Consider the following 24,426-nt stretch of genomic DNA (forward strand, 5'->3'; position numbering starts at 1 on the left):
GCGGTGGCACCCCCGGGCGCTGCGAGGGATCGTGCGGGTTGAGGTGCGCCAGGGCGACCAACCTCGGTACTGCGCTCATCACGGCCGGCGGTGCCATGGGAGTCCTGATGTGCTTCAGCCATGAGTCGTCACGCTCCATTGAGTCTGCTGAGGAGCATGGGACACACCGCATGAGAGTGAGGAACTCCGATCAAGCGTTTGACGCTGGCAGGAGCGACAGATTTCAAATGTCATCAGGGTTTCAATCTGCATATGGGCGAGCAGGTTTCACTGCTTCGCGGGACGGACTTGGGGACGCGGCTCCTACTGCTCAACAGGAGGAAACGGCACAGAAAAGGGCATACGGAACCCATTGAATCATCACTATTAGATTCCGTATTTAATGCTCAGCATTAATCTAACACCGAGAGTCACCGATTGGAAGATTTTGAGGAGGCCACTCCTCGATCGTCGTTTACCAACAGATCCACTTCGGCACAATGGTATAAATCCACAGGCGACTGGGCCCGAGAGCCTGAAGCGTCAAGATTCATTCCAGCGGAACCCCGGAGCACACACCCCAACGACTAACGTCAGTGCGACTGCAAAGTAACATTTGGATAAACATCCTTGACGTCACGTCTCGGCTCTCTGCACACGTGCCGCATTCAGTGAAGGAAGGGTCAGACGGTGGCACTCTCCGCATGAGTGACGGCAGCCTGGGCACTCCGACTACCGCGCCCGAGATCGGACACGTTGGTGAGCACCACGCCGAGCATGTGCCCGCCTCCCTGCCCCACGGCCAGCGCGGCCTCGCGAAGCTCTTCGGCAGACGTGCGCCCGGCTCGCGCCACGAGGAGGACGCCACCGGCATACTCGGCCAGCACCACAGCGTCGGTGAAGCGGCACACCGGAGGCGCATCGATAATCACGATGCGGTCTGCGGCCAGATGATGCAGGAGGTCACTCATGTTGCGGCCCCCGAGCAGCTCAGAGGGGTTCCCGGGCATGTCGCCGGCAGGCAGGAGCTCCAGGCCCGGCACCTCGCCTTCGACCAGAACCTGACTGAGACGAGCCGTCCCCACCAGGACCTCCGCGAGCCCTGGGGCACCCGGGGCGCCGACCGCACTTGGCGAGCGCAGGTCTCCCCCGACCAGGACGACCCGATGACCGGACAGAGCCAGGACTCGCGCCAGACCGGCGGCCGTCGTCGAGGCCCCCTCCCGCGGACCAGCAGAGGTGACGACCACGACCTGCCGAGCCCCGTGAGACAGGGCATGGAGCACGTTGGTGCGAGCGGCCCGAAGCCGCTCCTCGACCTCCGTCTGCGCACCACGCCCCAGTCGCAGAGGCGACGGATCCTTCGGCAGCACGCCGAGCACGGGCGCCGACAGGGCCTTGCGCACATCCTCGGGTCCCTTGAGGCTCTTGTCGAGCAGCTCCTGGACGAGAATCCACACGTATCCCAGAACCAGCCCGGCCAGCAGCCCCACACCCACACAGGTGACCAGGGCGGGGGACCGAGTAGGACTCACCAGTTCGGCGGAGGACAGCAGGGAGATCTTCACCGGAGAGTCACTGCCCTCCAGCTCAGTCACCTCTTCGGCCGTCTGGCGGACGACCTCATCGGCCAGAACCTGAGCCTGACGCGAGGTGGAGGCCTCCACGGAGACCTGCACCGACACGGTCTCAGGCGTCCGCGTCGCCGACACCGAGGAGGCGAGCTCTTCCGGGGTGACATCCAGCTTGAGGGACTCGATCACGCGCTGGGCGACTGCCTCTGAGGTGAAGACCGGAACGGCGGCGTCGGCCTTCAAGTCGGCGAGCTGTGCGGCGTTGTAGTGGGACTGCGTGTTCAGCCCCGGGTCTCCGCCCACCTCCACGTGCAGGTAGGCCTGAGCCGTCGCCGTATAGGAACTCGGCGTCACGAAAGCGAACGCTACTGACAAAAGTACGCAGATCACGATCGCCAGCGCGAGAGATCCGAAGCGTCGACGAGTTAGATGAAGAAGGTCCTCGAGCGTCATCCGCATACCACCTGTCATTATTCAGGACTGATAGGACACAGCACTCACCAGCATGAAGCGACAGTCACGATACCCCACGAAGGAGCGCCAGAATTAATGACACAGACAGTAACACGCGAGAACCCGAACAGGGCAAGTGACCGACGGACTTAATGAGAAAGCCCTCACGCACATCGAGAGACTTGAGAGGTCTCACTCACCGAGCACGACGATCTTCGTAGAAAATCTACAGACACCATTCCCTGAGCATTAAACCATCACAGGATGATGCCCTTGAACGACTTCTTCTCGGGAAGGACGATTCGATCACCGAATATACGGTTGTAGCGAGCGGGAGCAAATTCAGACAACCCATCGGCGTCGGTGAAGGTGATCTCACCGAAGTAGACACGTCCCCGCACCTGGTAGAAGTCAACGCGCGCGCAGGCGAACCCCTTCCCGAGCCTGCTGGCGAGCCGGAGCATGGTCTCCAGGCCGCTCGGCGGGGGGACGTCAGGGGCGCGAACAGCCTCGCAGGTGTACTCGAAGGGGGCTCGGGTCCAGTCCGGCAGGTAGGTCCCCCGCATCGCGAGCCCCGCACGCCTGTCCACGGTGAAGGCGAACTGGACGACGCCGTCGAACACCATGAACTTGTAGTCCCTCAGGCCCCCTGTGCCGTCACGCAGGAAGCGCTCGCACACGATGCGCGGCTCGCAGTACTCGTAGTGCAGCTCGAAGCCGCCCTTCATGGCCTGGCGCAGGCCGAGCCACTCCCTGAGGCGTCCACGGGCCCACTCCTCATCAAGAGCGCTCTTGTTCGGTACGAGGATGTTCCACCCCGAGCCGTGCGTGGCCTTGAGGACGAAGCTGGTCGGCAGGGAGGCGAAGTCGATCTCATCAGGCGAGTCCCACACACCCAGCAGAGGTACGAGGTACTCCTCCCCCACCGTGTCGGCGACCCACTCGCGTACCAGGAACTTGTCCGCCAGACGCCCTTTGAGGGGTGTGGAGTCATAGAGCTTGAGCCAGTGGATCTTCTCAGTCATGGTGCGCGGCGCCTCCAGGTGGCAGGGGCGCCCCTTGAAGAGCCAGTACCAGTGTTTGAGGGCCGCACGGTACTGGGGCGGCGACAGGTGACAGTTGCGGTGGTAGATCGCCTGCTTCAACCATCCCTGAGCCGGCGGGGGAAGAACTGCTTCTGCAGCACCCTTGATACTCATCGTCCGCACCTCTCACAACCAAGGCCACCAGCGAGCCTGCTCCAGGGAGAAGACTGCGCACAACGCTTCCCCTACCGCCATCATGGCGGTAGAAGGCATGCTGACCGGGAGATGGGAGAGGCGAACCGCGGGAGGAGGAGCACCGTCGCTCAACCAGGTCCTGGTGGCCGAGCAACGGGATTATTCTGCCTCACACCTCAGGTAATTGGAAAGTTAACCTACCGGCGTGTCGGATCGGCTCCGCATCGCCGTGCGCAGCGCCCCTCCCGGCAGCTCATCGCCACGATGACATCACTGGGCTGGGGCGGGAGAACCTCAACTCGTCTCTCGGACCTGGATGCAGGAGTGGGGCCGGCCAGACCGAGCTCATCGGTCTGGCCGGCCCCGCGACGCGGCCCGTTCGGCGGCTAGGTCAGCTCTCCCTCGCCTCGGCGACCTTCTCAACCGTGGCGGTGGGCTCCTTGGCAGCCGGGTCAGCCACGACGGAGGCGTCCACGCAGCCGACCTCCCGCTTGATGAGGTCCAGGTGGGCACCGGTCCAGGCGTCCTTGTCCTGCGGGACCCGCAGCTCCAGGCGGATCCGGTCCCCCACGTGCAGGCCGACGGCCTTGCGCTCGTCCTGGACCAGACGCACCAGGTCGCGGGCCCAGCCCTCGGCCTCCAGGGCGTCGTCGAGGGCAGTCTCCAGGACCACGAAGGCCCCCGAGGGCAGCATGGTGGCGGCCAGGGAGTCGTCGTCGACCTCGATGCGGGTGGTCAGGGTGAAGGCGGAGTCCTCCGCCTCCAGGACCACGGGGGCGCCATCGAGCAGGACGTCATCGAAACGCACGTCCCCGTCCTCGGTGAGCTCCCACTGGCCCGCCTTGACGGCGGCGAAGAGCTTGGAGGTGAGCTTGCGGACCTCGGGGCTGAAGGCCCGCGGGTTGAGGGCCAGGTCCGTTCGGGCCTCGTAGCCGGCGGACTCGGCGTCCAGGACCCGTACCTCCTTGACGTTGACCTCCTCGGCCACGAGCTCGCGGAAGGGGGCCAGCCCGGCCGGGTCGGCGGTGGCGACGGTCAGGCTGCGAAGCGGCTGGCGCACGCGCAGCTTCTCGGCCTTGCGCAGGCTCAGGGCTGCCGAGACCGCGGCTCGGGCCTCATCCATGGCCGCCACGAGCTCGGCATTGGCGACGTGGCCGGGCAGCTCGGGCCAGTCGGTCAGGTGCACGGAGCGCCCACCGGTCAGGCCCCGCCAGATCTCCTCGCTCACCAGCGGCGCCAGCGGCGCCATGACCTCGGTGAGCACCCGCAGCACGGTGGCCAGGGTGTCGAAGGCGGCCGTCTCGCCGTCGGTGAAGCGCTGGCGCGAGGTGCGCAGGTACCAGTTGGTGAGCACGTCGAGGAAGTCGCGGATCGTGGCGCAGGCCCCGGTGATGTCGTAGCCGTCCATCTGGGCGGCCACCGTCTCGGTCAGGTCCTTGGTGCGGGCCAGGACGTAGCGGTCCATGACGTGCAGGCCGCCGTGCTTGGCGAACAGGCTCGCGTCGTCCAGGTCGACGCCGCTCGTGACGTAGCCGGATTGACCCACCTGGCCCGCGTAGAGGGAGAAGAAGTACCAGGTGTTCCACAGCGGCAGCACCACCTGGCGCACGGTGTCGCGGATGGCCTTGTCGGTGACCACGAGGTTGCCTCCGCGCATGACCGGCGCCGAGAGCAGGAACCAGCGCATGGCGTCGGCCCCGTCGCGGTCGAAGACCATGGAGACGTCCGGGTAGTTGCGCAGCGACTTGCTCATCTTGGCCCCGTCGTTACCCAGGAGGATGCCGTGGGAGACGCAGGAGGTGAAGGCGGGCCGGTCGAACAGGGCGGTGGCCAGTACGTGCAGGGTGTAGAACCAGCCGCGGGTCTGGCCGATGTACTCCACGATGAAGTCGCCCGGGTAGTGCGACTCGAACCACTCGACGTTCTCGAAGGGGTAGTGCACCTGGGCGAAGGGCATCGAGCCGGACTCGAACCAGCAGTCCAGGACGTCGGGGATGCGGCGCATCATGGACTTACCCGTGGGGTCATCGGGGTTGGGCCGCACGAGGGTGTCGATGAAGGGGCGGTGCAGGTCGGTGACCTTGACACCGAAGTCGCGCTCCAGCTCGGCGTAGGAGCCGTAGACGTCGGTGCGCGGATAGTCGGGGTTGTCGCTGACCCACACCGGGATGGGCGCGCCCCAGAAACGGTTGCGGGAGATCGACCAGTCGCGCGCGTTCGCCAGCCACTTGCCGAAGATGCCGTCCTTGATGTGGCCGGGGTACCAGTCGATGTCCTGGTTGAGCTCGGCCATGCGGTCGCGGATCGCCGAGACGCGCACGAACCAGGAGGAAACGGCCTTGTAGATGAGCGGCTTGCGGCAGCGCCAGCAGTGCGGGTAGGAGTGCACGTAGGAGGCCTGGCGCACCAGGACGGCGCGCCGGCTCTCGTCGCGGCGGGCCAGGGGGCCGGTGCCGTCGCGCAGGTCGGCAACGATGGGCTTGTTGGCCTCGAAGACCTGCAGCCCGGCGTAGTCGCGGATCTCCTCGGTCAGGCAGCCGCCGTCGTCGACAGGCACGACCGTCTCGATGCCGGCCTCGGTGCAGGCGATCATGTCGTCCTCACCGAAGGCCGAGGCCATGTGCACCAGGCCGGTTCCGTCGGAGGTGGTCACGAAGTCGGCGGCGATGATCGTCCAGGCATTCGGCCCCGGGGCGGCGCCCTCGGCCCGGTGGGCGGCGTCGTCGAAGTAGTCGAAGATCGGGTGGTAGCGCCGCCCCACCAGGTCGGCCCCGGTGCAGGTGGCCAGCACCTGCGGGTCCTCGCCGAGCTCGCGGGCGTAGGAGCCCAGGAGGTCCTTCGCGATGACGACGTCCTGACCGGCCACCGGCGAGTCGAGGTCCTCGTCGACGTGGACGGTCACGTACTCGACGTCGGGCCCCACGGCGATGGCCACGTTGGAGGGCAGTGTCCAGGGGGTGGTGGTCCAGATGAGGACCAGCTCGGGGCGCTCGGCGCCCTGGCGCAGCGGCTCCTCCAGGCGCAGGCCCACCGTGACCGTGTTGTCCTGGCGGTCCTGGTAGACGTCGTCGTCCATCTTGAGCTCGTGGTTGCTCAAGGGGGTGCGGTCGTGCCAGCAGTAGGGCAGGACGCGGTAGCCCTGGTAGGCCAGTCCCTTGTCCCACAGCTGCTTGAAGGCCCACAGCACCGACTCCATGTAGTCGGGGTCGAGGGTCTTGTAGTCGTTGTCGAAGTCGACCCAACGGGCCTGGCGGGTGACGTAGTCCTCCCACTCCTTGGTGTAGCGCAGGACGGAGCTGCGGCACTCCTCGTTGAACTTCTCGATGCCGATGCCGCCGGGGCGGGTGATCTCGGTGACGTCGTCGATGCCGAGCAGGCGCTGGGCCTCGAGCTCGGCGGGCAGGCCGTGGGTGTCCCAGCCGAAGCGGCGCTCGACGCGCTTGCCGCGCTGGGTCTGGTAGCGCCCGACGGCGTCCTTGACGTAGCCGGTCAGCAGGTGGCCGTAGTGGGGCAGGCCGTTGGCGAAGGGCGGGCCGTCGTAGAAGACGAACTCGTCGCAGGGCTCGCCGCGGTTGTCGATGGAGGCCTGGAAGGTGCCGTCGGCCTTCCAGTAGGCCAGGACGTCCTCCTCAATGGCGGGGAAGGAGGGCGAGGGGTCGATCTGCTCCCCCGGGCGGTGCAGGGGGTAGAAGGCGGCGCCGGTCGGCTCGCTGCCGTCGGCGGTGGTGCTGTCAGCCATCTTCTCAGCCATCGCGGTGTGCTCTCGTCTCACTCGTTCCTGCCGCCTCGGGCGGGTGCCCGGGGCCTGACGAGGACGACGTCGGCTCCCGACCGGGCCTGGTGCCCGGCTGGTGCCGCACCGCGGTACCACCTCGCTTGCCGTGCTGCGCGCCCCCGAGAGGGACGGTGTGCACGACCGCTTCGTTTCCAGCTGTGACGGGCTGTCCCGTCCGGTTCTACTGAGGGCCGACGGCGCTGATGCGCCGGGGTCCGGTTCTTCCGGAGGCTCGCCGGTGATGGCCGGGTCACTGCCTTCGCTCCGGGGAGTGTAGTGGGGGGCGTGCCGCCGGGGCCAGTTCACGCCGCGGCTTGGCGGCGTCATCCTCCCCACACCCGGCGGTGGAATAGCCGCGGGCACCACCTTCCCTAGCCCAGACCCGACCCCAGCGCCAGCAACCGAATCTGCACACACCGACAAGAACTTCAAAGGCGACACGAATACGCGTCGTCTTTGAAGAAAAGGTCGATCTGTGGGCGGTGGTCCTGCTGGTCGACGGCTCAGAGCCGCTCGGTCTAGCCGTACCTCTAGCCGACTGCGTTGAGCTCCTCGACGGCCTCCTGAGGGAGGCTGAAGCGCGTGGCCTCGATGGCGTCAGTGAGCTGGGCGACACTGCTGACGCCCACGATCGGGGTGATCGTCGGCTGCTGGGCGTTGAGAAGGGCCAGGACGACCTGGCTCGGCTTCATGGCAAGACGCTCCGACCACGTGCCCAGCGCTGTCAGCCGCTTGTCAGTCCCCGGGTGCCTGTATGCCTCAGGCAGCGGGCGTTCTGGGTGCTCGTAGGCGCCGGTCAGCAGAGGTGTGTAGGCCCACAGGTCCAGGCCGCAGCGCTCGGCGAGATCCTTGCTCTCGATGGTCATCATCCCGTGGGGGTGGTCCTCGCCCTCAACCGGGGTATCCGGCCTCGGGTGGAGGTACGACTCCCGCAGCTGCAGGGCGCTGAAGCCGGCTGAGCCCCGTTGCTGGGCGTGCACGTTGGCTGCGGCGGCGTACCAGGCCGGGTGGTTGGACAGCCCGATCCGTGCGGTCAGCCCTTGGTCAACCAGGGCGCCGAAGGTCTCTGCGACATCCGCGACCGACTGCTCCCGGTCCTCCATATGGGCCCAGCACATGTCGACGCGCTCCGTCTGCAGGCGCTGCAGACTGTCCCGAATGGCCTGGTTGACGGTGCCCCTCCCCAGACCTTCCACGGCGGCCGGGAAGCCGTGGGGGCGGGTCGGCTCCGCACCGACCTTGGTGCTGATCCTCACCTGGTCGCGCACGCCGCGATCAGCGAGCCACTGGCCGATGACGGTCTCGCTCTGGCCCCCGAGGCCGGACTCGGCTCCCCAGAAGGCGTAGCAGTTCGCGGTGTCGATCCACTGGCCGCCCATCTCCAGGTAGGCGTCGAGGATTTCACGGGACTGGGTGGCGGACAGACGGGTTCCGAAGTGCATGGTGCCCAACGCCATGCGGGGGTGTGCGTCAGTCATCGGGTTCCTCTCCTCCGTGTCATCAGGGTGAGCGCTGCGAGGCGTGCCAGCGACCGTAACCGAATCTGCAAACACCGACAAGAACTTCAAAGGCGACACGAATACGCGTCGCCTGTGAAGAAAATGGTGATCTGTGGGCGGCGGCCGTGCCGGCGGGCTCAGCCCTGCGTGCTCGGAGAGGCGTCCTGCTGCTGGAAGACGCCCGAGGAGCCTGAGCCGCCCTTCTGCTTGCCATCACCCGAGCCGGAGCCCGACTGCTGGCCACCACTCGAGCCCGAGCCACTGGAGGCGTCCCCGTTGGGGGTGGTCCGGCCGGCTCCACCGGAGCCTCCTCCCGGACCGCCCTGGCCGTTCTGGCCTCCCTGTCCGCCGGGGCCGCCTCCGGGTATCTGCCCACCGGGCCCGCCCTGACCACCGGGGCCTCCCCCGCCGGGACCTCCCTGGCCCCCTCCGGGCATGCCCTGACCGTTGCCGGCCCCCTGCTGCTGGGCCTGACCGTGCTGGGAGTGGGAGCTGAGGAGCTCGTTGGTCCCCCACCCAGCCCCGAAGGAGCCCGCCAGCAGCGCCACCCCGGCAGCACCCACGACGGCGCGACGGCGGTACCAGGGCCCACGCGCCTTGGTCCGGGCCTTCTTGGCCGCCGCGGACGTGGAGGGCACGACGCCGATGGTCGCGGCGTTCTGAGCATCCGGGGACGCCCACGCCCCGCCCAGCCGGGTGTCGGCAGTGCTGCTGCCAGCAGCCGAGTGAGCCGCACCAGAGCCCTTGGCGGAGTCCGACGCTACGTCCTTGGCAAGAGCCTCGGTCCTCACCGCCTCTGAGCCAGCGCTACCCGCAGCCACCTTGAGGTCCTTGACGTCCGTGCTGACGTCCGTGCGGCCGTCCGTATTGCCGGCACTGCCGGGGGCGCCTGCGGCGCCCTGCGGCAGGTGCTGCGCAGCGGCATCGGTGGCGTCGGCGGATTCCCTGATGGGAAGGCTCTCCGTGGCCGCGTCACGCGAGGAGGAAGTGGCCTCGCCACCGGAGGAGACGTGCTTGGTCATGGGTGTCCTTTCAGTCTGGTTCCCGGCCCGGCCGGGGCTGGAAGAGACGTTAGGAACCCGCGCTGTGCCCGGGGCAGGTCGAGCCTGTGGGCCACCTATGTGCGACGACGCCGCTCCCCTACTGATCCCTGGCCACCAGGGTGTTGGAGGCCTGGGCCCGCGGCCGCACCACCATGGAGTCGATGTTGACGTGGGCGGGCAGCTCCAGTGTCCAGACGATGCAGGCGGCGACGTCGTCGGCGCTGAGCGGCTCGGCGACACCGGCATAGACCTTCGCGGCGGCCTCGGCGTCCCCGTGGAGACGGTTGAGGGAGAACTCCTCGGTGGCCACCATGCCGGGGGCGATCTCAATGACGCGCACCGGTTCCCCCACCAGCTCCAGGCGCAGCGTGTTGGCGATGATCCGCTCGGCGTGCTTGGCCGCCACGTATCCGCCCCCACCGGGGTAGGTGTCGTGGGCCGCCGTGGAGGTGAGGAAGACCAGGTCCCCGCCCCGCTCCCGAAGCCCGGGCAGGAAGGCCTGGCTCACGCGCAGGGCCGCGAGCGCATTGCGCTCATACATGGTGGCCCACTCCTGGGCGCTGCCCTCGGCGACCGGGTCGACCCCCAGCGCGCCACCGGCATTGTTGACGACGGCGTCGACAGCTCCGCCGGCCAGCACCTCACCGGCCAGGCGCTCGACGTCGCCGGGCTCCTGGAGGTCGGCGGCCACCCACGTGCAGCCGGTCTCGGCGGCCAGCGCCTCCAGGCGCTCCACCCGACGCGCGGTGGCGACGACCTCCCACCCGTGGGAGCGCAGGAGGCGGACGGTGGCGGCTCCGATACCGGTGGAGGCCCCGGTGACGAGGGCTCTGCGGGCCGGGGCGGAGTCGGCAGTGACGTTCTTGCGGTTCTCGCTCATCGGTCCACGATACGTCCCCGTCACGCTCGCCTGGCACAATCGGCCTCGATTCGCACGGGTTCACCCTGGCCCGCTCGCGAAGCCCAGCACACTCGGCCCCACATCGGAAGGCCCCCTATGAACGCCATCATCCTCGCCGTCCTGGTCATGCTTATCCTGGCGATGCTGCGCGTCCATGTGGTCCTGTCCCTGTTCGTCGGCGCGCTCGCAGGCGGGTTGAGCGCCGGCCTGGGCGTCAGCCGCACCATGGTCGCCTTCCAGAATGGGCTGGCCGACGGCGCCCAGATAGCCCTGTCCTACGCGCTGCTGGGGGCCTTCGCCATGGCGGTGGCGCACTCAGGGCTGCCCCAGCTGCTGGCGAACTGGCTTATCGGCCGCATCGAGAACGACGACGAGTCCGCTTCTCGGAAAGCCGTGCGCACCACCACCATGCTGGTGCTGGGAGGCCTGACCACCATGGCGATCATGAGCGAGAGCCTCATCCCGGTTCACATCGCCTTCATCCCTCTCGTGGTCCCACCGCTGCTCATCGTCATGAGCCGCCTGCAGCTGGACCGCCGCGCCGTGGCCTGCGCCATCACCTTCGGGCTGGTCACGACCTACATGTTCCTGCCCCTGGGCTTCGGGCGGGTCTTCCTTTACAACACCCTCTACCGCAACATCAAGGAAGCGGGTCTGGACGTCTCACAGGTCTCTGCCACCCAGGCCATGGGGATCCCGGCGCTGGGCATGGTCGCGGGGCTGCTCATCGCCGTGTTCGTCACTTACCGCAAGCCCCGCGTCTACCAGGTCGACGCCGGCAGCGGCGTGGGCTCGGGCGAGGAGGTCTCCGGCCCGGTCGAGGTGGACCGCCACAAGATCCGGGTCGCGTTGGTCGCCGTCGTCGCCTGCTTCGCGGTCCAGGCCTTCCTGACCTGGACGAAGTCCGAGGCCGACCCGCTCCTGGTCGGGGCGCTCACGGGTCTGCTGCTGTTCATGGCCACCCGGGTCGTCACCATCGCCGAGGCCGACGACGTCTTCACCGGAGGCATGCGGATGATGGCCCTCATCGGGCTCATCATGATCACGGCGCAGGGCTTCGCCAAGGTCCTCAAGGAGACCAAGCAGATCGAGCCGCTGGTGAAGTCGGCGACCTCCTTGTTCGCGGGCTCCAAGCCCGCCGCCGCCTTCGTCATGCTGCTCGTGGGCCTCATCGTGACCATGGGCATCGGCTCGTCCTTCTCCACCCTGCCGATCATCTCCGCGATCTACGTGCCGTTGTGCGTCTCCCTGGGCTTCTCGCCGGTCGCCACGGTCTCCCTCATCGGGACCGCCGGGGCCCTGGGGGACGCCGGCTCACCGGCGTCGGACTCCACGCTGGGGCCCACGGCCGGGCTCAACGCCGACGGGCAGCACGACCACATGCGCGACTCGGTCATCCCGACCTTCCTGCACTTCAACATCCCCCTGCTCATCGCCGGGTGGATCGCCGCACTGGTGCTCTGAAGGCCGACCGGCGCCCCGGAAGTCGCACTGCCCAGCGCGCCGCCGCGGTACGGTGATGGCCTCATGTCGCTCACGAGCAGGAGGCCTTCATGCGTATCGGGTTCATCGGCGCCGGCAACATGGTCAGCGCCATTGTGCGAGGGGCCGTGGCCGCGGGAACACCGGCCGGGCACCTGCTCCTGACCAGCAAGCACGGCTCCGCCGAGCGCCTGGCTGGGCAGGTCGGGGCCGTCCATGTGCCCGACGCCGCCGAGCTGGTTTCACGCAGCGACGTCCTCATCGTGGGCCTCAAGCCCTACGTCATCCCCGATGTCCTGCCCCGGTTGTCGGAGGCCATCGCCGCCAGCCGCCCCCTGGTGGTCTCCATCGCGGCCGGTGTGCCCTTGGAGCGCCTGGAGTCGATGCTGCCGAGCGGTACCCGGGTGGTGCGCACCATGCCGAACATGGCCGCCTCCGTGGGCGAGTCGATGACGGCACTGGCCCCTGGCAGCAGTGCGAGTGCCGAGGACCTGGAGACGGTACGCACCCTCATGGAGACCATCGGCCGCACCGTGGTCCTGGAGGAGAAGGACTTCTCCTCCTTCATCGGTCTGGCGGGCTCCTCCCCCGCCCTGGTGTGCGCCTTCATCGACGCCCTGGCTCGCGCCGGCGTCATGGGCGGCATCCCCAAGGCCCAGGCCGTCCAGATCGTCGCGCAGGCGGTACTGGGGACCGCCCGCACCGTGCAGACCGAGGCTCAGCGCACCGCCGAGGGAGGCCACGGCCGCACCCCGGCCGACCTCATTGACGCGGTCTGCTCCCCCGGAGGGACCACAGTGGCGGGCATGGTGGCCCTGGAGCGGGCCGGTTTCTCCGACGCCGTCGTGCGCGCCTTCGAGGCCATCACCGAGAGGGACCGCGAGCTGGGCGCCTGACCGCAGCCCCAGGCCCAAGGTCCCAATATCTCGCCTATCCGCTGCCGCAGACCGCTACCGGCGCCCTGTGCGGCAGCGCGATCTTATTCCGCGTCCTGACGGGTTAAAGTGCACCCCCAACTCCCCTGCCGTGACTCGAAGCACAGATCATTCCTGCTTGTCGCCAGGTAAATGCATGGTTACTGTTTCGGCTATGACCTTCTCTCACGCAGCACTCTTCAGCGGTACCTATCCCGCTGATCTTCTGCGTGCCCATGCGGTCATGTGTTGTCGGGCCTGACCAGCGCCTGACACCACGGGGACTTCCCCCGCAACGAGGTATCCGGCGCAATGAAGCGTCCGGAAGGCCCCGTTGAGACGGCTGACGCCAACCGAACGGCCCTGCAGGCTCGACACGCAGCAGCACACCAGGCCGCCCCCGGACGCTCCTCATACGCCAATGACACGCCACCGTCATGGAGGAGCAATGACCACCACCGTCACGCCACCCGCCCGCACCCTGCGCCCACCGCGCAAGGCCCGCTCCAACGGCCAGTGGGCCCTCGACGGGCGAAAGCCGCTCAACGACAACGAGGCCTTCAAGCAGGACGGGGACCCGCTGGCGGTGCGCGACCGGATCGTGAACATCTACGGTCCCGGCGGCTACGAGAGCATCGCGCCCGATGACCTCAACGGCCGTTTCCGTTGGTGGGGCCTGTACACCCAGCGCAAGCAGGGGATCGACGGCGGCCGCACCGCCCAGCTGGAGGCCTCGGAGCTGTCCGACCGCTACTTCCTGCAGCGGGTGCGCCTGGATGGTGGCAGCCTGAGCCGCGAGCAGCTGCGGGTGCTCGGCTCGGTCTCCAACGACTTCGCCCGCGGCACCGCCGACATCACCGACCGCCAGAACATCCAGCTGCACTGGGTGGAGATCGACAACGTGCCCGAGCTGTGGCAGCGCCTGGAGTCGGTGGGACTGACCACGATTGAGGGCTGTGGGGACACGCCTCGGGGGTTCTTGGTCTCCCCGGTGGCCGGCATCGCCAAGGACGAGGTCATCGATCCGACCCCGCTGGCCCGTGCCATCAAGGACACCTACCTGGGTGACCCCGAGCTGGCCAATCTGCCCCGCAAGTTCAAGACGGCCATCACCGGCTCCCCCAGCCTCGACATCCTCCACGAGATCAACGACATCTCCTTCGTGGGCGTCAACCACCCCGAGCTCGGTCCCGGCTACGACCTGTGGGTGGCCGGCGCCCTGTCCACCGCCCCGCGTCTGGGTCAGCGGCTGGGGGCCTTCGTCACCCCTGAGGACGCCCTGGACGTCTGGTACGCCGTCATCCGCATCTTCCGCGACTACGGCTACCGTCGCCTGCGCAACAAGGCCCGGTTGAAGTTCCTCATGGCCGAGTGGGGGCCGGAGAAGTTCCGACAGGTCCTCCAGGACGACTACCTGGGGCGCGCCCTGCCTGACGGCCCGGCACCTGAGGAGCCGAGCGGGGACTCCGACCACATCGGCGTCCACGAGCAGAAGGACGGCCGCTTCTGGGTGGGGGCCAAGCCGCCCGTCGGCCGGTTGAGCGGGGACGTCCTGCTGGGCCTGGCGGACCTGGCCGAGCGGGTCGGCTCCAACCGGGTGCGCACCACCCCGCTGCAGAACCTGCTGCTCCTGGACGTGCCCGCCGAGAAGGTCGACGACGCCGTCGCCGGCCTGCGCGAGCTGGGGCTCGATCCCGATCCGGGCGCCTTCACCCGCTCAACCCTGGCCTGCACCGGGCTGGAGTTCTGCAAGTTCGCGATCGTGGAGACCAAGAAGCTGGCGGCGCGCGTCTCGGCCGAGCTCGACGCGCGCCTGGCCGACACCGACCTGGAGCGGCGCATCACCCTGACCGTCAACGGCTGCCCGAACTCCTGCGCCCGCATTCAGATCGCGGACATCGGCCTCAAGGGCCAGATCATCACGGTCGACGGCGAGCAGATGCCCGGCTTCCAGGTGCACCTGGGCGGCGGCCTGGCCACCGACGGGCGCGCCGAGGCCGGCCTGGGCCGCACGGTGCGGGGCCTGAAGGTCCCCGCCTCGGGCCTGACCGATTATGTCGAGCGCCTGGTGCGCCGCTACCTGGACCAGCGCCTCCCTGAGGAGACCTTCGCCCAGTGGGCGCACCGAGCCGATGAGGAGGCCCTGCAGTGAGCGCCACAACCACTGACCGCGCCCAGGCGTCCCTGAACGTGGCGCACCGTGCTCCTGCCGCCTCGGGGTCACGGGGAGCCGGCGCGGCCCCGCTGCGGTCCACCGAGGAGCTGCGCGCCCTGGCCGAGGCCGGTGCGCGCGAGCTCGGTGACGATGCCCCGGCCCTCGACGTCGCCCAGTGGGCGGCCCAGAACTTCCCCGACACGCTGGCCGTGGCCTGCTCCATGGCCGACGCCGTCCTGCCGCACGTGGTCTCCCGGGTCCTGCCCGGCGTCGACGTCCTCTTCCTGGACACCGGCTACCACTTCACCGAGACCGTGGGTACCCGCGACGCCGTGGCCGCCACCATGGACGTCACCGTCGTCGACGTGACTCCTGAGCTGAGCCTGGCCGAGCAGGACGAGCGCTACGGGCCGGATCTGTGGTCGCGGGACCCGGCCGCCTGCTGCCGTCTGCGCAAGGTCGAGCCGCTGGCGAGGGCCCTGAGCGGCTACGAGGCCTGGGCCACCGGGGTGCGCCGCGAGGACGCCCCCACCCGCACCCACACACCGTTGATCGGATGGGACGCCACCCACGAGATCGTCAAGATCAATCCCCTGGCCGCCTGGAGCATGGAGGAGCTGACCGGCTACGCCGACCAGCACGGCGTGCTCATCAACCCCCTCCTGTACGACGGCTACCCCTCGATCGGCTGCGCCCCGTGCACGGCGCGAGTCAAGCCCGGAGACGACCCCCGTTCCGGCCGCTGGGCCGGATTCACCAAGACAGAATGCGGAATCCACCTATGAGCATCACCCTGACCCACACCCGTCCGGCCCCAGCCCCCTCCTCCGTCCCCCATCAGACGCCGGAGCTCGAACCGGCCGGCCTGGCCGACCTCTCCCGGGCCCCCGTCACCACTGAGGCCCTGGACATCCTTGACGTCCTGGAGGCCGAGGCCATCCTCGTCATCCGGGAGATCGCCGCCGAGTGCCGCCGCCCCGTGCTGCTGTTCTCCGGGGGCAAGGACTCCGTGGTCATGCTGCACCTGGCCCGGAAGGCCTTCTGGCCCGCTCCGATCCCCTTCCCCGTCCTGCACGTGGACACCGGCCACAACTTCCCCGAGTTGCTGGCCTACCGCGACCGGACGGTCGAGGAGCTCGGTCTGCGGCTCGTGGTGGCCCGCGTCCAGGACTACATCGACGACGGCCGTCTGCGCGAGCGCACCGACGGCACCCGTAACCCGCTCCAGACGATCCCGCTTCTCGACGCCATCGAGGAGGGCGGCTTCGACGGCGTCTTCGGCGGCGGGCGCCGCGACGAGGAGAAGGCCCGGGCCAAGGAGCGCATCGTCTCCCTGCGCGACGAGTTCGGCCAGTGGGACCCGCGCAACCAGCGCCCCGAGCTGTGGAACCTGCTCAACCCCCGCCACCGCCCCGGTGAGCACGTGCGGGTCTTCCCCTTGAGCAACTGGACCGAGCTGGACGTGTGGCGCTACATCGAGCGTGAAGACATCGCCCTGCCCGGCCTCTACTACGCCCATGAGCGTGAGGTCTTCCTGCGTGACGGGATGTGGCTGGCGGCCGGCGGCGTCAACCGGCTGCGCGATGGCGAGCAGGTGGTCACCCGCACCGTGCGCTACCGCACTGTGGGCGACATGTCCTGCACCGGCGCCGTCGAGTCCGAGGCTGCCACCAACCACGACATCGTTCTGGAGGTCGCCGCCTCCACCCTGACCGAGCGGGGAGCCACCCGCGCCGATGACCGCCTGAGCGAGGCGGCCATGGAGGACCGCAAGAAGGAGGGCTACTTCTGATGAGCACCCCCACCCTCACCGACATCCCCGCCGAGGCCGAGGCTCGCGCCGCCGCCACCGGCTCACTGCTGCGGCTGGCCACGGCCGGCAGCGTCGACGACGGCAAGTCCACGCTCGTGGGCCGTCTGCTCTTCGACTCCAAGTCCGTGCTGCGCGACCAGCTGGCCGCCGTCGAGCAGGTCAGCCTGGATCGGGGCCTGACCAGCGCCGACCTCGCCCTGCTGACCGACGGTCTGCGGGCCGAGCGCGAGCAGGGCATCACGATCGACGTCGCCTACCGCTACTTCGCCACCCCGCAGCGCTCCTTCATCCTGGCCGACTGCCCCGGGCACGTGCAGTACACCCGCAACACGGTCACCGGCTGCTCCACGGCCGACGTCGTCGTGCTGCTGGTGGACGCCCGCAACGGGGTCCTGGAACAGACGCGCCGCCACCTGGCGGTCGCCGCCCTCCTGCGCGTCCCGCACGTCATCGTCGCGGTCAACAAGATCGACCTGGTGGACTTCTCCGCCGAGGTCTACACGGCCATCGAGGCCGATATCCGCACCGTGGCAGCCGAGCTGGGCGTGGCCGAAATCCATGTCCTGCCGACCTCCGCGCTCCTGGGGGACAACATCGTCGAGGCCTCGACCAGCACGCCCTTCTACGAGGGGCCGACCCTGTTGGGGCTGCTGGAGTCCCTGCCCACTGCTCGCGACGAGGGCGTCTTCCGCCTGCCGGTCCAGCTGGTCATCCGCCCCCAGGGGGCGGCGCCGAGGCCCGAGCTGCGCGACTACCGGGGCTACGCCGGGCGGATCGCCTCGGGCACGGTACGCGTCGGCGACCCCGTGGTGGTGCTGCCCTCGGGCAGGCACTCGCGCGTGGCCGGCATCGACCTGGGCGAGCGCAGCCTGGAGGAGGCCGTCGAGGGCCAGTCGGTGACGGTTCGCCTGACCGACGATATCGACATCGCCCGCGGTGACACTCTGGCCGCGGCGGGGGACGCGCCCCAGGTGCTCACCGAGGTCGACGCCCGTGTGTCCTGGCTGAGCGAGGAGCCCCTGCGCCCCCGGGCGCGAGTGCTGCTCAAGCACGGCGCCCAGACGGTCCAGGCGATCGTGCGCGCCATTGAGGGGCGCCTCGACCTGGATGACCTGACCACGGTGCCCGCTGACCGCCTGGAGCTCAACGACATCGGCCTGGTTCGGCTGCGTCTGGCCTCGCCGGTGCCTCTGGCCGACTACTCGGTCTCCCGGTCCGACGGCGCCTTCCTCCTCATCGACGCCCACGAGGGCGGCACGCTCGGGGCGGGCATGGTGCAGCTGGCAGGCGCAGGGCGCGCAGAACCGGCTGCGGCCGCCGCCTCAGGCAGGGGCTGAGGCATGACCCACGACGTCTCTCCCCATGGACCCGACGGTTCCGCTGACTCCGCGGGTTCCGCAGATGGCTGGGTGGCCCTGGTGGGCGGCGGCCCGGGCAGCAGCGGCCTCATCACCGCCCGCGGCCTGGAGCTGTTGGGCCGGGCGGACGTGGTCGTCGTCGACGCGCTGGCGCCCCGGGACCTCCTGGAGGACCTTGACCCCGGCACGGAGGTCATCGACGCCTCCAAGCGGCGCGGCCGGCACGTCATGAGCCAGGAGGAGATCGACGCGCTCCTGGTCGACCTGGCCCGCCGCGGCAAGGGGGTGGTCCGTCTCAAGGGCGGCGACCCCTACGTGCTCGGGCGCGGCGGGGAGGAGGCGGCCGCCTGCCGTGCAGCCGACGTGGCCGTCGAGGTCGTCCCGGGGATCACCAGCGCCATCGCCGTGCCCGCGGCGGCGGGGATCCCCGTCACCCACCGGGGACTGTCGCGCGGCTTCTCGGTCATCACGGCTCACGCGGATCTGGGGGTGCTCCCCCAGCGCCGCGACCACACCCTCATCCTGCTCATGGGGGTCTCCCGGCTGCGGGACTCGGTCGCCTCCCTGCTGGAGGCCGGCAGCGACCCGGCCACTCCGGCGGCGATCATCGAGCGCGGCTACCACCCCGACCAGCGCGTGACCACCACCGAGCTGCGATGTCTGGCCGACGTCGCCGCCCGGTACGGCGTGACCGCCCCCGCGGTCATCGTCATCGGCGACGTCGTCACCCTGAGCCCGTACTGGGCTGACCGAGTCGTCGAGGAGGCCCGGCCGGCGAACCCCGCCGCCTGAGTCCACCTCGGCGCATGCAGACTGAATGTCCCGGAGTCACTGATGCGCAAGCTTGTTCTTCTCGCCCTCGTCGGCCTGGCCGCCCAGCTGGTCGACGGCTCCCTCGGGATGGGGTACGGCATGACCTCCTCCTCCCTGCTGCTTCTGGCCGGGCTGAGCCCGGCACTGGCCTCGGCCTCCGTGCACCTGGCCGAGATCGGCACGACCCTGGCCTCAGGTGCCTCCCACTGGAGGCTGGGCAACACCGATCCTCGCCTGGTGGTCCGGCTGGGGCTGCCCGGCGCGGTGGGGGCCTTCAGCGGCGCCGCGGTTCTGTCTCACCTGTCGACCCGCGCGGCGACCCCGGTGACGGCGAGCCTGCTGATCCTGCTGGGGACCTATGTCCTGGGGCGCTTCGCCCTGCGCCCGCCCAGCGGATCCGGTAGCCGGCGATCCCCGCACGGTAGGCGGCTCCTGGTTCCCCTGGGACTGGTGGGCGGTTTCGTTGACGCCACCGGTGGTGGCGGCTGGGGACCGGTCGTGACGACGACGCTGCTCACGGGTGGTCGCACAGCGCCGCGCACCGTGGTCGGCTCGGTGGGGGCCTCGGAGTTCCTGGTGACGGTGGCGGCCTCGGCCGGATTCCTCACCGGACTGGGCACCGCGGGCATCAGCCTCGGCATCGTCCTGACCCTGCTGGCCGGTGGGCTCGTGGCCGCACCGATCTCCGCCTGGCTGGTCTCCCGCCTACCCGGAGCGGTGCTGGGCACCGCCGTCGGCGGGCTGATCCTGGCCACGAACCTGCGGGTGCTACTGTCCTGGTCCGAGGCCTCGGCCCGAACCGGGGTCGTGTTGTACGGCGCGCTCGGGGTGATCTGGGTGGCCTTCCTGACCCTGGCGGTCCGCAAGGCACGCGCCACCGCTACAGAGATTCGAGAGGAGACCGAGCAGGTGCTTGAGGAGGTCCGCACCGATCCTCTACGCGGCCACGAGCCTGAGACTGCTGTCCTGGAGGAGGCGATCGCCGCCGGCGGTCCCGTCACCCCGAGGCCGGTCGAGCCGACTCGTCCTCACACGCACACGGTTCTGGTGGTGGAGCCGGCATGAGCACTCGTCCCCTGGTGCTGCTGGCCCACGGCTCGCGCAGGCCCGGGCCGTCCTCGGTCCTGTCCCGCACCGCTGAGCGCGTCGGCACGATCCTGCCGGGGGTGGAGGTGCGCACCGGCTACATCGAGCTCCAGCCCCCGGACCCGGCCACGGCCCTGGAGGGGCTGGTGGATCCGGTGGTGCTGCCCTTCTTCCTGGCCCGCGGCTATCACGTCGTCCATGACGTACCGGCCGCAGTGGAACGACACGGGTCGGGGACGGTCACCGGGCACCTGGGGGTCGAGGAGCACCTGGTGGAGGCCGTCGCGCAGCGTCTCCACGAGGCATCCGCGCCCCTGGGCGGGCTTGCAGGGCTCGACCACATCGTCCTGGGCGCGGCCGGGTCGCGCCAGGCGGTGGCACTGGAGGAGGTTGAGACCATCACTCGCCTGCTCGAGGCGCGCCTGGGGCGCGAGGTGACACCCGCCTACCTCTCGGCTGCGCGCCCCAGCGTCCGTGACGCGGTGAGCACGGCCCGGGCCCGAGGCGCCAGGCGGGTGGGCGTGGCCACCTACCTGCTGGCGGAAGGGCGTTTCCACCGGGCACTGCACTCCACGGGAGCCGACGTCGTGGCCGCTCCCATCGGCGACCACCCGGCGCTCGCCGAGCTGGTGGCCCACCGCTACCGGGAACAGGTCGCCTGACCGCGGGCGCACCCCGCCACCGCCGCAGGTGCTCCTCACGGGGCCTTACGGGCGCTCCGACACCGTTTCTCAGTCGCCCTCAGCGGAGGATGCCACTGCCGCCAAGGAGGAGATGTGCCAGCGCGAGGAGGCCGTGGAGGCCTCGATGAACTCACGGAAGGGGCCGGTGACGGCAGCCAGCTCCTGGGGCGTACCGCGCTGGGCCACACGGGCGCCGGCCTGAGTCGGCTCGAGGAAGACGACCTCATCGGCCTGGCGGACGGTGGACAGGCGGTGGGCCACCACGATGACGGTGCGCCCCTCGGAGAGCTCGCGCACCACCTCGGTGATGGCGGACTCGTTCTCCCCGTCCAGGGCCGAGGTGATCTCGTCGAGCAGCAGGATCGGGGCGTCCTTGACGAAGGCCCGGGCGATGGCGACGCGCTGGCGCTCCCCGCCGGACAGGCTCATCCCGCCGGGACCGACCTGCGTGTCCCACCCGTGCGGCAGCGCCTCGATGACGCGGTCCAGGCGGGCGCGCCGGGCAGCCTCGGCCAGCTCGGCGTCGGTGGCCTCGGGCCGGGCGATGCGCAGGTTCTCCCGGATCGTGGTGTCGAACAGGTAGACGTCCTGGAAGACCATGGAGGTCATGCCCATGATCGTCGAGGCGCGCATGGAGCGAACCGGTGCGCCGCCAATGGTGACGGTCCCGTCGTCGACGTCCCAGAACCGGGCCGCCAGACGCAGGATCGTGGACTTGCCCGCCCCTGACGGGCCCACCAGGGCGGTCACTCTCCCCTGCGGTGCGCTCAAGGAGACGCCCGCCAGGACGGGGCGGCCGGCGTCGTAGGAGAAGGAGACGTCGTTCAGGGAGATCGTGGTCCCCCGGGGCTCGATCTCCTGACCGGGCTCGGGGTCGGACAGGGGACGCGCGTCGAGAATGTCCCCCACGGCCCGTAGGGCGACCTTCGCGTTGTCGGCCTCGGATCCGTACATGGCGGCCTTGGTCAGTGGCAGGAGCGTGCGCGCGGTGACGGCCATGATCGCCAGGTATGCGACGACGTCGAGCCGGTGCCCACTCACCCGTGCCAGCCCCACCGCCATGACCAGGGCGAAGGCGACGTTGACGATGAGGTTGAAGTACTGCCCGGGCCTGCCCTTGACCCGTAGGCCGTCCAGGGTGGAGGCGGAGTCGGCCTCCAGGGCGGCTTGCACCGGCGCCCAGCCCGTCTTGGTGGCACCGGTGGCGCGCAGCACGGGCTGGAGTCGGGCGAACTCCACGAGGCGTCCGGCCGCGGCGCTCGACGTACGGTCCTCCATCTCGTTGGCGTGAGTGGTCGCGGCGCCCATGAGCCGCCACGTCAGGACCAGCGGGACGACGGCGGCGGCCATGATGAGCGCCAGGGGCCATTCGACGACGGCGGTGGCCCCGAGCATGACCAGCGGGACGATGAAGGCGTTGCAAAGGTTGGGGATCACCATGGAGGCCAGGTGGGAGAGGGTGTTGACCTCCTTGGAGGTGGCGTTGACGACGGCGGCCTCCCGCTCGGCGCTGAACCAGCCCAGCGGCAGGGTCAGGACGTGATCGGCGACGCGGTCGATCATGGTGTCGCAGACCTCGAAGACACTGACCCGGTAGGAGCGGTGCATGGCGATGGTGTCGACCAGCGCGGCGCTCACCGCCATGACCACGACGGCGATCAGCCAGGCGGTCAGGAACTGCGAGCGGGAGTAGAGGGCGCGCAGGAAGGGGATCATGAGGGCCAGGGTGAGGCCCTGGAGGACGGCGGAGGCTACGAACCAGGCGATGATGGTGCGCATCTCGGCGGCGTTGACGACTCGCGTCAGCAGCTTCCACATGGTTACTTCTCCTCCTGCCCGGCGGATTCGGCTCTCAGCCGGTCGATCTGGGCGGTCAGTGCGGCGGCATCGGTCTCCTCACTCAGGTCCTGACTGCGCCACATGGCGGCATAGCGTCCGCCGGCGGCCAGCAGCTCCTCGTGCGTGCCGCGCTCGGTGATGCGTCCGGCGTCGACGACGAGGATCTGGTCTGCGTCGCGGATCGTGGACAGGCGGTGGGCGATGATGATGACGGTCCGCCCGGCGGCGAGCCGGGACAGGGCCTGGTGGATGTCGCGCTCGGAGGCCGGGTCGGCCTGGGCGGTGGCCTCGTCCAGGACGAGGACGGGGGCGTCCTGGAGGTAGGCGCGCGCCAGGGTGACGCGCTGACGCTCCCCTCCGGAGAGGAACCCGCCTTCCTCACCCAGAATCGTGTCGTAGCCATGGGGCAGACGCGCGATGCGCTCATGGATGCAGGCCGCGCGGGCAGCGGCCTCGACCTGCTCCCGGGTGGCGTCGGGGCGCCCCAGGGCGATGTTGTCGTGGACGGACTCGTGGGCCAGGGCCACGTCCTGCAGCACGACCGCCACGCGCGAGAGCAGCCAGGGGAAGGTCGCCTCGCGCACGTCGACGCCGCTGATGCGCACGGCTCCGTCGTCGACGTCGTAGAAGCGGGCGATGAGGCGGGCCAGGGTCGACTTGCCCCCGCCGGAGGGGCCGACGAGCGCTGTCACGGTTCCGGGCTCGGCGGTGAAGGAGGCGCCGTGCAGGACCGGGGAGCCGGCCTCGTAGGAGAAGGTGACGTCCTCGACGTCGACGCGCCCGGGGGCGGGTCCCTCGCCCTCGTCATGGGTTCCCTCGGGCATCGCCGGCAGGGAGAGCAGGTCCGCGGTGGCCTGGGCGGCCATCCTGGACTCGTACATGTGCTGCATGAGGCCGATGAGGGTCATGAGTCCCTCCGGCAGTCCGAGGGCCACCAGGAAGAACGGCAGGGTGGCCGACAGGGGCGTCCAGCCCTGGGAGGTGAACAGGACAGCCAGGAGCGCGACCGTGGCGAAGACCGTGGAGGGACGCAGGACGGCGGTCATGGCGCTGATGGCCTTCCCGGACCTGCTCACCCACTCGTAGGACAGCCTGGAGAACTCGGTGCGCGCCTGGCTGAAGCGCGTGCGGGAGGCGTCGGTGGCCTGAAAGCCCTTGATCTCCTTGATGCCCTCGAGCATCTCGACGGTCGCGGCGGCCAGCGCGGTCTGAGCGACCCCGAAGCGCTCGGTGATGCCCGACAGGCCAGTCATGGTCAGGAGCATCGCGCCCAGGGCGAGGACCCACAGCCCCACCAGCGCACAGGCCAGGCGCCAGTCGGTCCACAGCAGGTAGGCCGTCCCCGCCGCCGCCATGACGACGGCGTTGGTGGCGTCCCCGGGGACGTGGGCGACGAGGGTGTGGATGGAGGTGGTGTCGTCGCAGACCATCTTGCGGATGGTGCCGTGCGGGATCTGCGCCACCCGCCCCAGGGGCAGGCCGCTGATGGCCTCGACGACCCGCTCACGCAGGTGGTGGCGCAGCCGGGCCTCGGCCAGGTGCGTGATCCCCAGACCCGCCAGGTAGAGGGCCTGGGAGGCGAAGAGCGCCCCGACGGCGATGGCCGCCCAGATCCACAGGCTGCCGCGCCAGCCCTGCGGTGAGGTCTCGCCCAGCCAGATGGCCGCCATGTTGCGCATGGCCTCGAAGGGGACGATGGACAGCAGCGCTCCGAGCGCGGTCAGCAGCCCGGTCGCAATCATGGCCGGGCGCGCCGGTCGGATGAGGTCGCCGACGGCAACGCCTGCGACCTCCTGGTGACTCGTCCGGTGCATCGGTTGCTTAGGCATGGTTGTCTCC

At 69.6% G+C, this 24,426-nt stretch carries 17 protein-coding genes; 9 read left to right on the forward strand and 8 right to left on the reverse strand.

Annotated elements, in window-relative coordinates; genetic code table 11:
- Positions 1-662: 662 nt before the first annotated feature.
- From HMPREF9058_RS09160 to HMPREF9058_RS09185, 6 genes are all read right to left on the reverse strand, one after another.
- The gene (locus HMPREF9058_RS09160) at positions 663-1,907 is read right to left on the reverse strand and encodes a polysaccharide biosynthesis tyrosine autokinase (protein ID WP_254654124.1); all 1,245 of its coding nucleotides are present in this window, start codon (positions 1,905-1,907) and stop codon (positions 663-665) included.
- A 356-nt stretch (positions 1,908-2,263) separates the two neighbouring features.
- Positions 2,264-3,205, reverse strand: coding sequence for an ATP-grasp fold amidoligase family protein (locus tag HMPREF9058_RS09165; protein ID WP_009747862.1), 942 nt, complete (start codon positions 3,203-3,205; stop codon positions 2,264-2,266).
- Positions 3,206-3,617: 412 nt separating this feature from the next.
- On the reverse strand, positions 3,618-6,977 hold the full coding sequence (ileS, locus tag HMPREF9058_RS09170; RefSeq protein ID WP_043538110.1) for an isoleucine--tRNA ligase: 3,360 nt from the start codon (positions 6,975-6,977) through the stop codon (positions 3,618-3,620).
- A gap of 554 nt (positions 6,978-7,531) precedes the next feature.
- On the reverse strand, positions 7,532-8,479 hold the full coding sequence (locus tag HMPREF9058_RS09175; RefSeq protein WP_009747791.1) for an aldo/keto reductase: 948 nt from the start codon (positions 8,477-8,479) through the stop codon (positions 7,532-7,534).
- Between the two features lie 158 nt (positions 8,480-8,637).
- Positions 8,638-9,522 (reverse strand): hypothetical protein, encoded by an 885-nt coding sequence (locus tag HMPREF9058_RS09180; protein WP_009407452.1) that lies wholly within the window; start codon positions 9,520-9,522, stop codon positions 8,638-8,640.
- A gap of 118 nt (positions 9,523-9,640) precedes the next feature.
- Positions 9,641-10,423 carry an SDR family NAD(P)-dependent oxidoreductase gene (locus tag HMPREF9058_RS09185; protein WP_009407222.1) on the reverse strand — a complete coding sequence of 261 codons (783 nt, stop codon included), beginning with the start codon at positions 10,421-10,423 and terminating at the stop codon, positions 9,641-9,643.
- Between the two features lie 117 nt (positions 10,424-10,540).
- Here HMPREF9058_RS09185 and HMPREF9058_RS09190 point away from each other — a divergent pair, with 117 nt between their 5' ends.
- The 9 genes from HMPREF9058_RS09190 (at position 10,541) to HMPREF9058_RS09230 (ending at position 20,727) form a co-directional block, all read left to right on the forward strand.
- A complete protein-coding gene (locus tag HMPREF9058_RS09190) occupies positions 10,541-11,908 on the forward strand; it encodes a Na+/H+ antiporter family protein (RefSeq protein WP_009407292.1) in 1,368 nt (455 codons plus the stop codon).
- Positions 11,909-11,997: 89 nt separating this feature from the next.
- A complete protein-coding gene (gene proC / locus HMPREF9058_RS09195) occupies positions 11,998-12,822 on the forward strand; it encodes a pyrroline-5-carboxylate reductase (protein ID WP_009406966.1) in 825 nt (274 codons plus the stop codon).
- Positions 12,823-13,288: 466 nt separating this feature from the next.
- A complete protein-coding gene (locus tag HMPREF9058_RS09200) occupies positions 13,289-14,992 on the forward strand; it encodes a nitrite/sulfite reductase (RefSeq protein WP_009407397.1) in 1,704 nt (567 codons plus the stop codon).
- Positions 14,989-15,780 carry a phosphoadenylyl-sulfate reductase gene (locus HMPREF9058_RS09205; protein WP_009407446.1) on the forward strand — a complete coding sequence of 264 codons (792 nt, stop codon included), beginning with the start codon at positions 14,989-14,991 and terminating at the stop codon, positions 15,778-15,780. The genes HMPREF9058_RS09200 and HMPREF9058_RS09205 overlap by 4 nt, the downstream gene beginning before the upstream one ends.
- Complete coding sequence (gene cysD / locus HMPREF9058_RS09210; protein ID WP_009407213.1) at positions 15,777-16,787, forward strand: sulfate adenylyltransferase subunit CysD; 1,011 nt, start codon at positions 15,777-15,779, stop codon at positions 16,785-16,787. The genes HMPREF9058_RS09205 and cysD overlap by 4 nt, the downstream gene beginning before the upstream one ends.
- Entirely contained in the window at positions 16,787-18,145 is a 1,359-nt protein-coding gene (locus HMPREF9058_RS09215; RefSeq protein WP_009407185.1) for a sulfate adenylyltransferase subunit 1, read from the forward strand. Before cysD ends, HMPREF9058_RS09215 begins: the two co-directional genes overlap by 1 nt.
- 3 nt (positions 18,146-18,148) lie before the next feature.
- A complete protein-coding gene (gene cobA / locus HMPREF9058_RS09220; protein ID WP_009406967.1) occupies positions 18,149-18,958 on the forward strand; it encodes a uroporphyrinogen-III C-methyltransferase in 810 nt (269 codons plus the stop codon).
- A gap of 42 nt (positions 18,959-19,000) precedes the next feature.
- Positions 19,001-20,044, forward strand: a complete 1,044-nt coding sequence (locus HMPREF9058_RS09225) for a sulfite exporter TauE/SafE family protein (RefSeq protein ID WP_009407211.1) — start codon at positions 19,001-19,003, stop codon at positions 20,042-20,044.
- Positions 20,041-20,727 (forward strand): sirohydrochlorin chelatase, encoded by a 687-nt coding sequence (locus HMPREF9058_RS09230; protein ID WP_009747797.1) that lies wholly within the window; start codon positions 20,041-20,043, stop codon positions 20,725-20,727. The genes HMPREF9058_RS09225 and HMPREF9058_RS09230 overlap by 4 nt, the downstream gene beginning before the upstream one ends.
- A gap of 69 nt (positions 20,728-20,796) precedes the next feature.
- On the opposite strand, the gene HMPREF9058_RS09235 is transcribed toward HMPREF9058_RS09230, so the two are convergent.
- Both HMPREF9058_RS09235 and HMPREF9058_RS09240 read right to left on the reverse strand, forming a co-directional pair.
- Positions 20,797-22,566, reverse strand: a complete 1,770-nt coding sequence (locus tag HMPREF9058_RS09235) for an ABC transporter ATP-binding protein (protein ID WP_009407297.1) — start codon at positions 22,564-22,566, stop codon at positions 20,797-20,799.
- Between the two features lie 2 nt (positions 22,567-22,568).
- Positions 22,569-24,416 carry an ABC transporter ATP-binding protein gene (locus HMPREF9058_RS09240; protein WP_009747945.1) on the reverse strand — a complete coding sequence of 616 codons (1,848 nt, stop codon included), beginning with the start codon at positions 24,414-24,416 and terminating at the stop codon, positions 22,569-22,571.
- Positions 24,417-24,426 lie beyond the last annotated feature (10 nt).

The sequence above is a fragment of the Actinomyces sp. oral taxon 175 str. F0384 genome (assembly GCF_000223355.1).
GTDB classification, from domain to species: domain Bacteria; phylum Actinomycetota; class Actinomycetes; order Actinomycetales; family Actinomycetaceae; genus Actinomyces; species Actinomyces oris.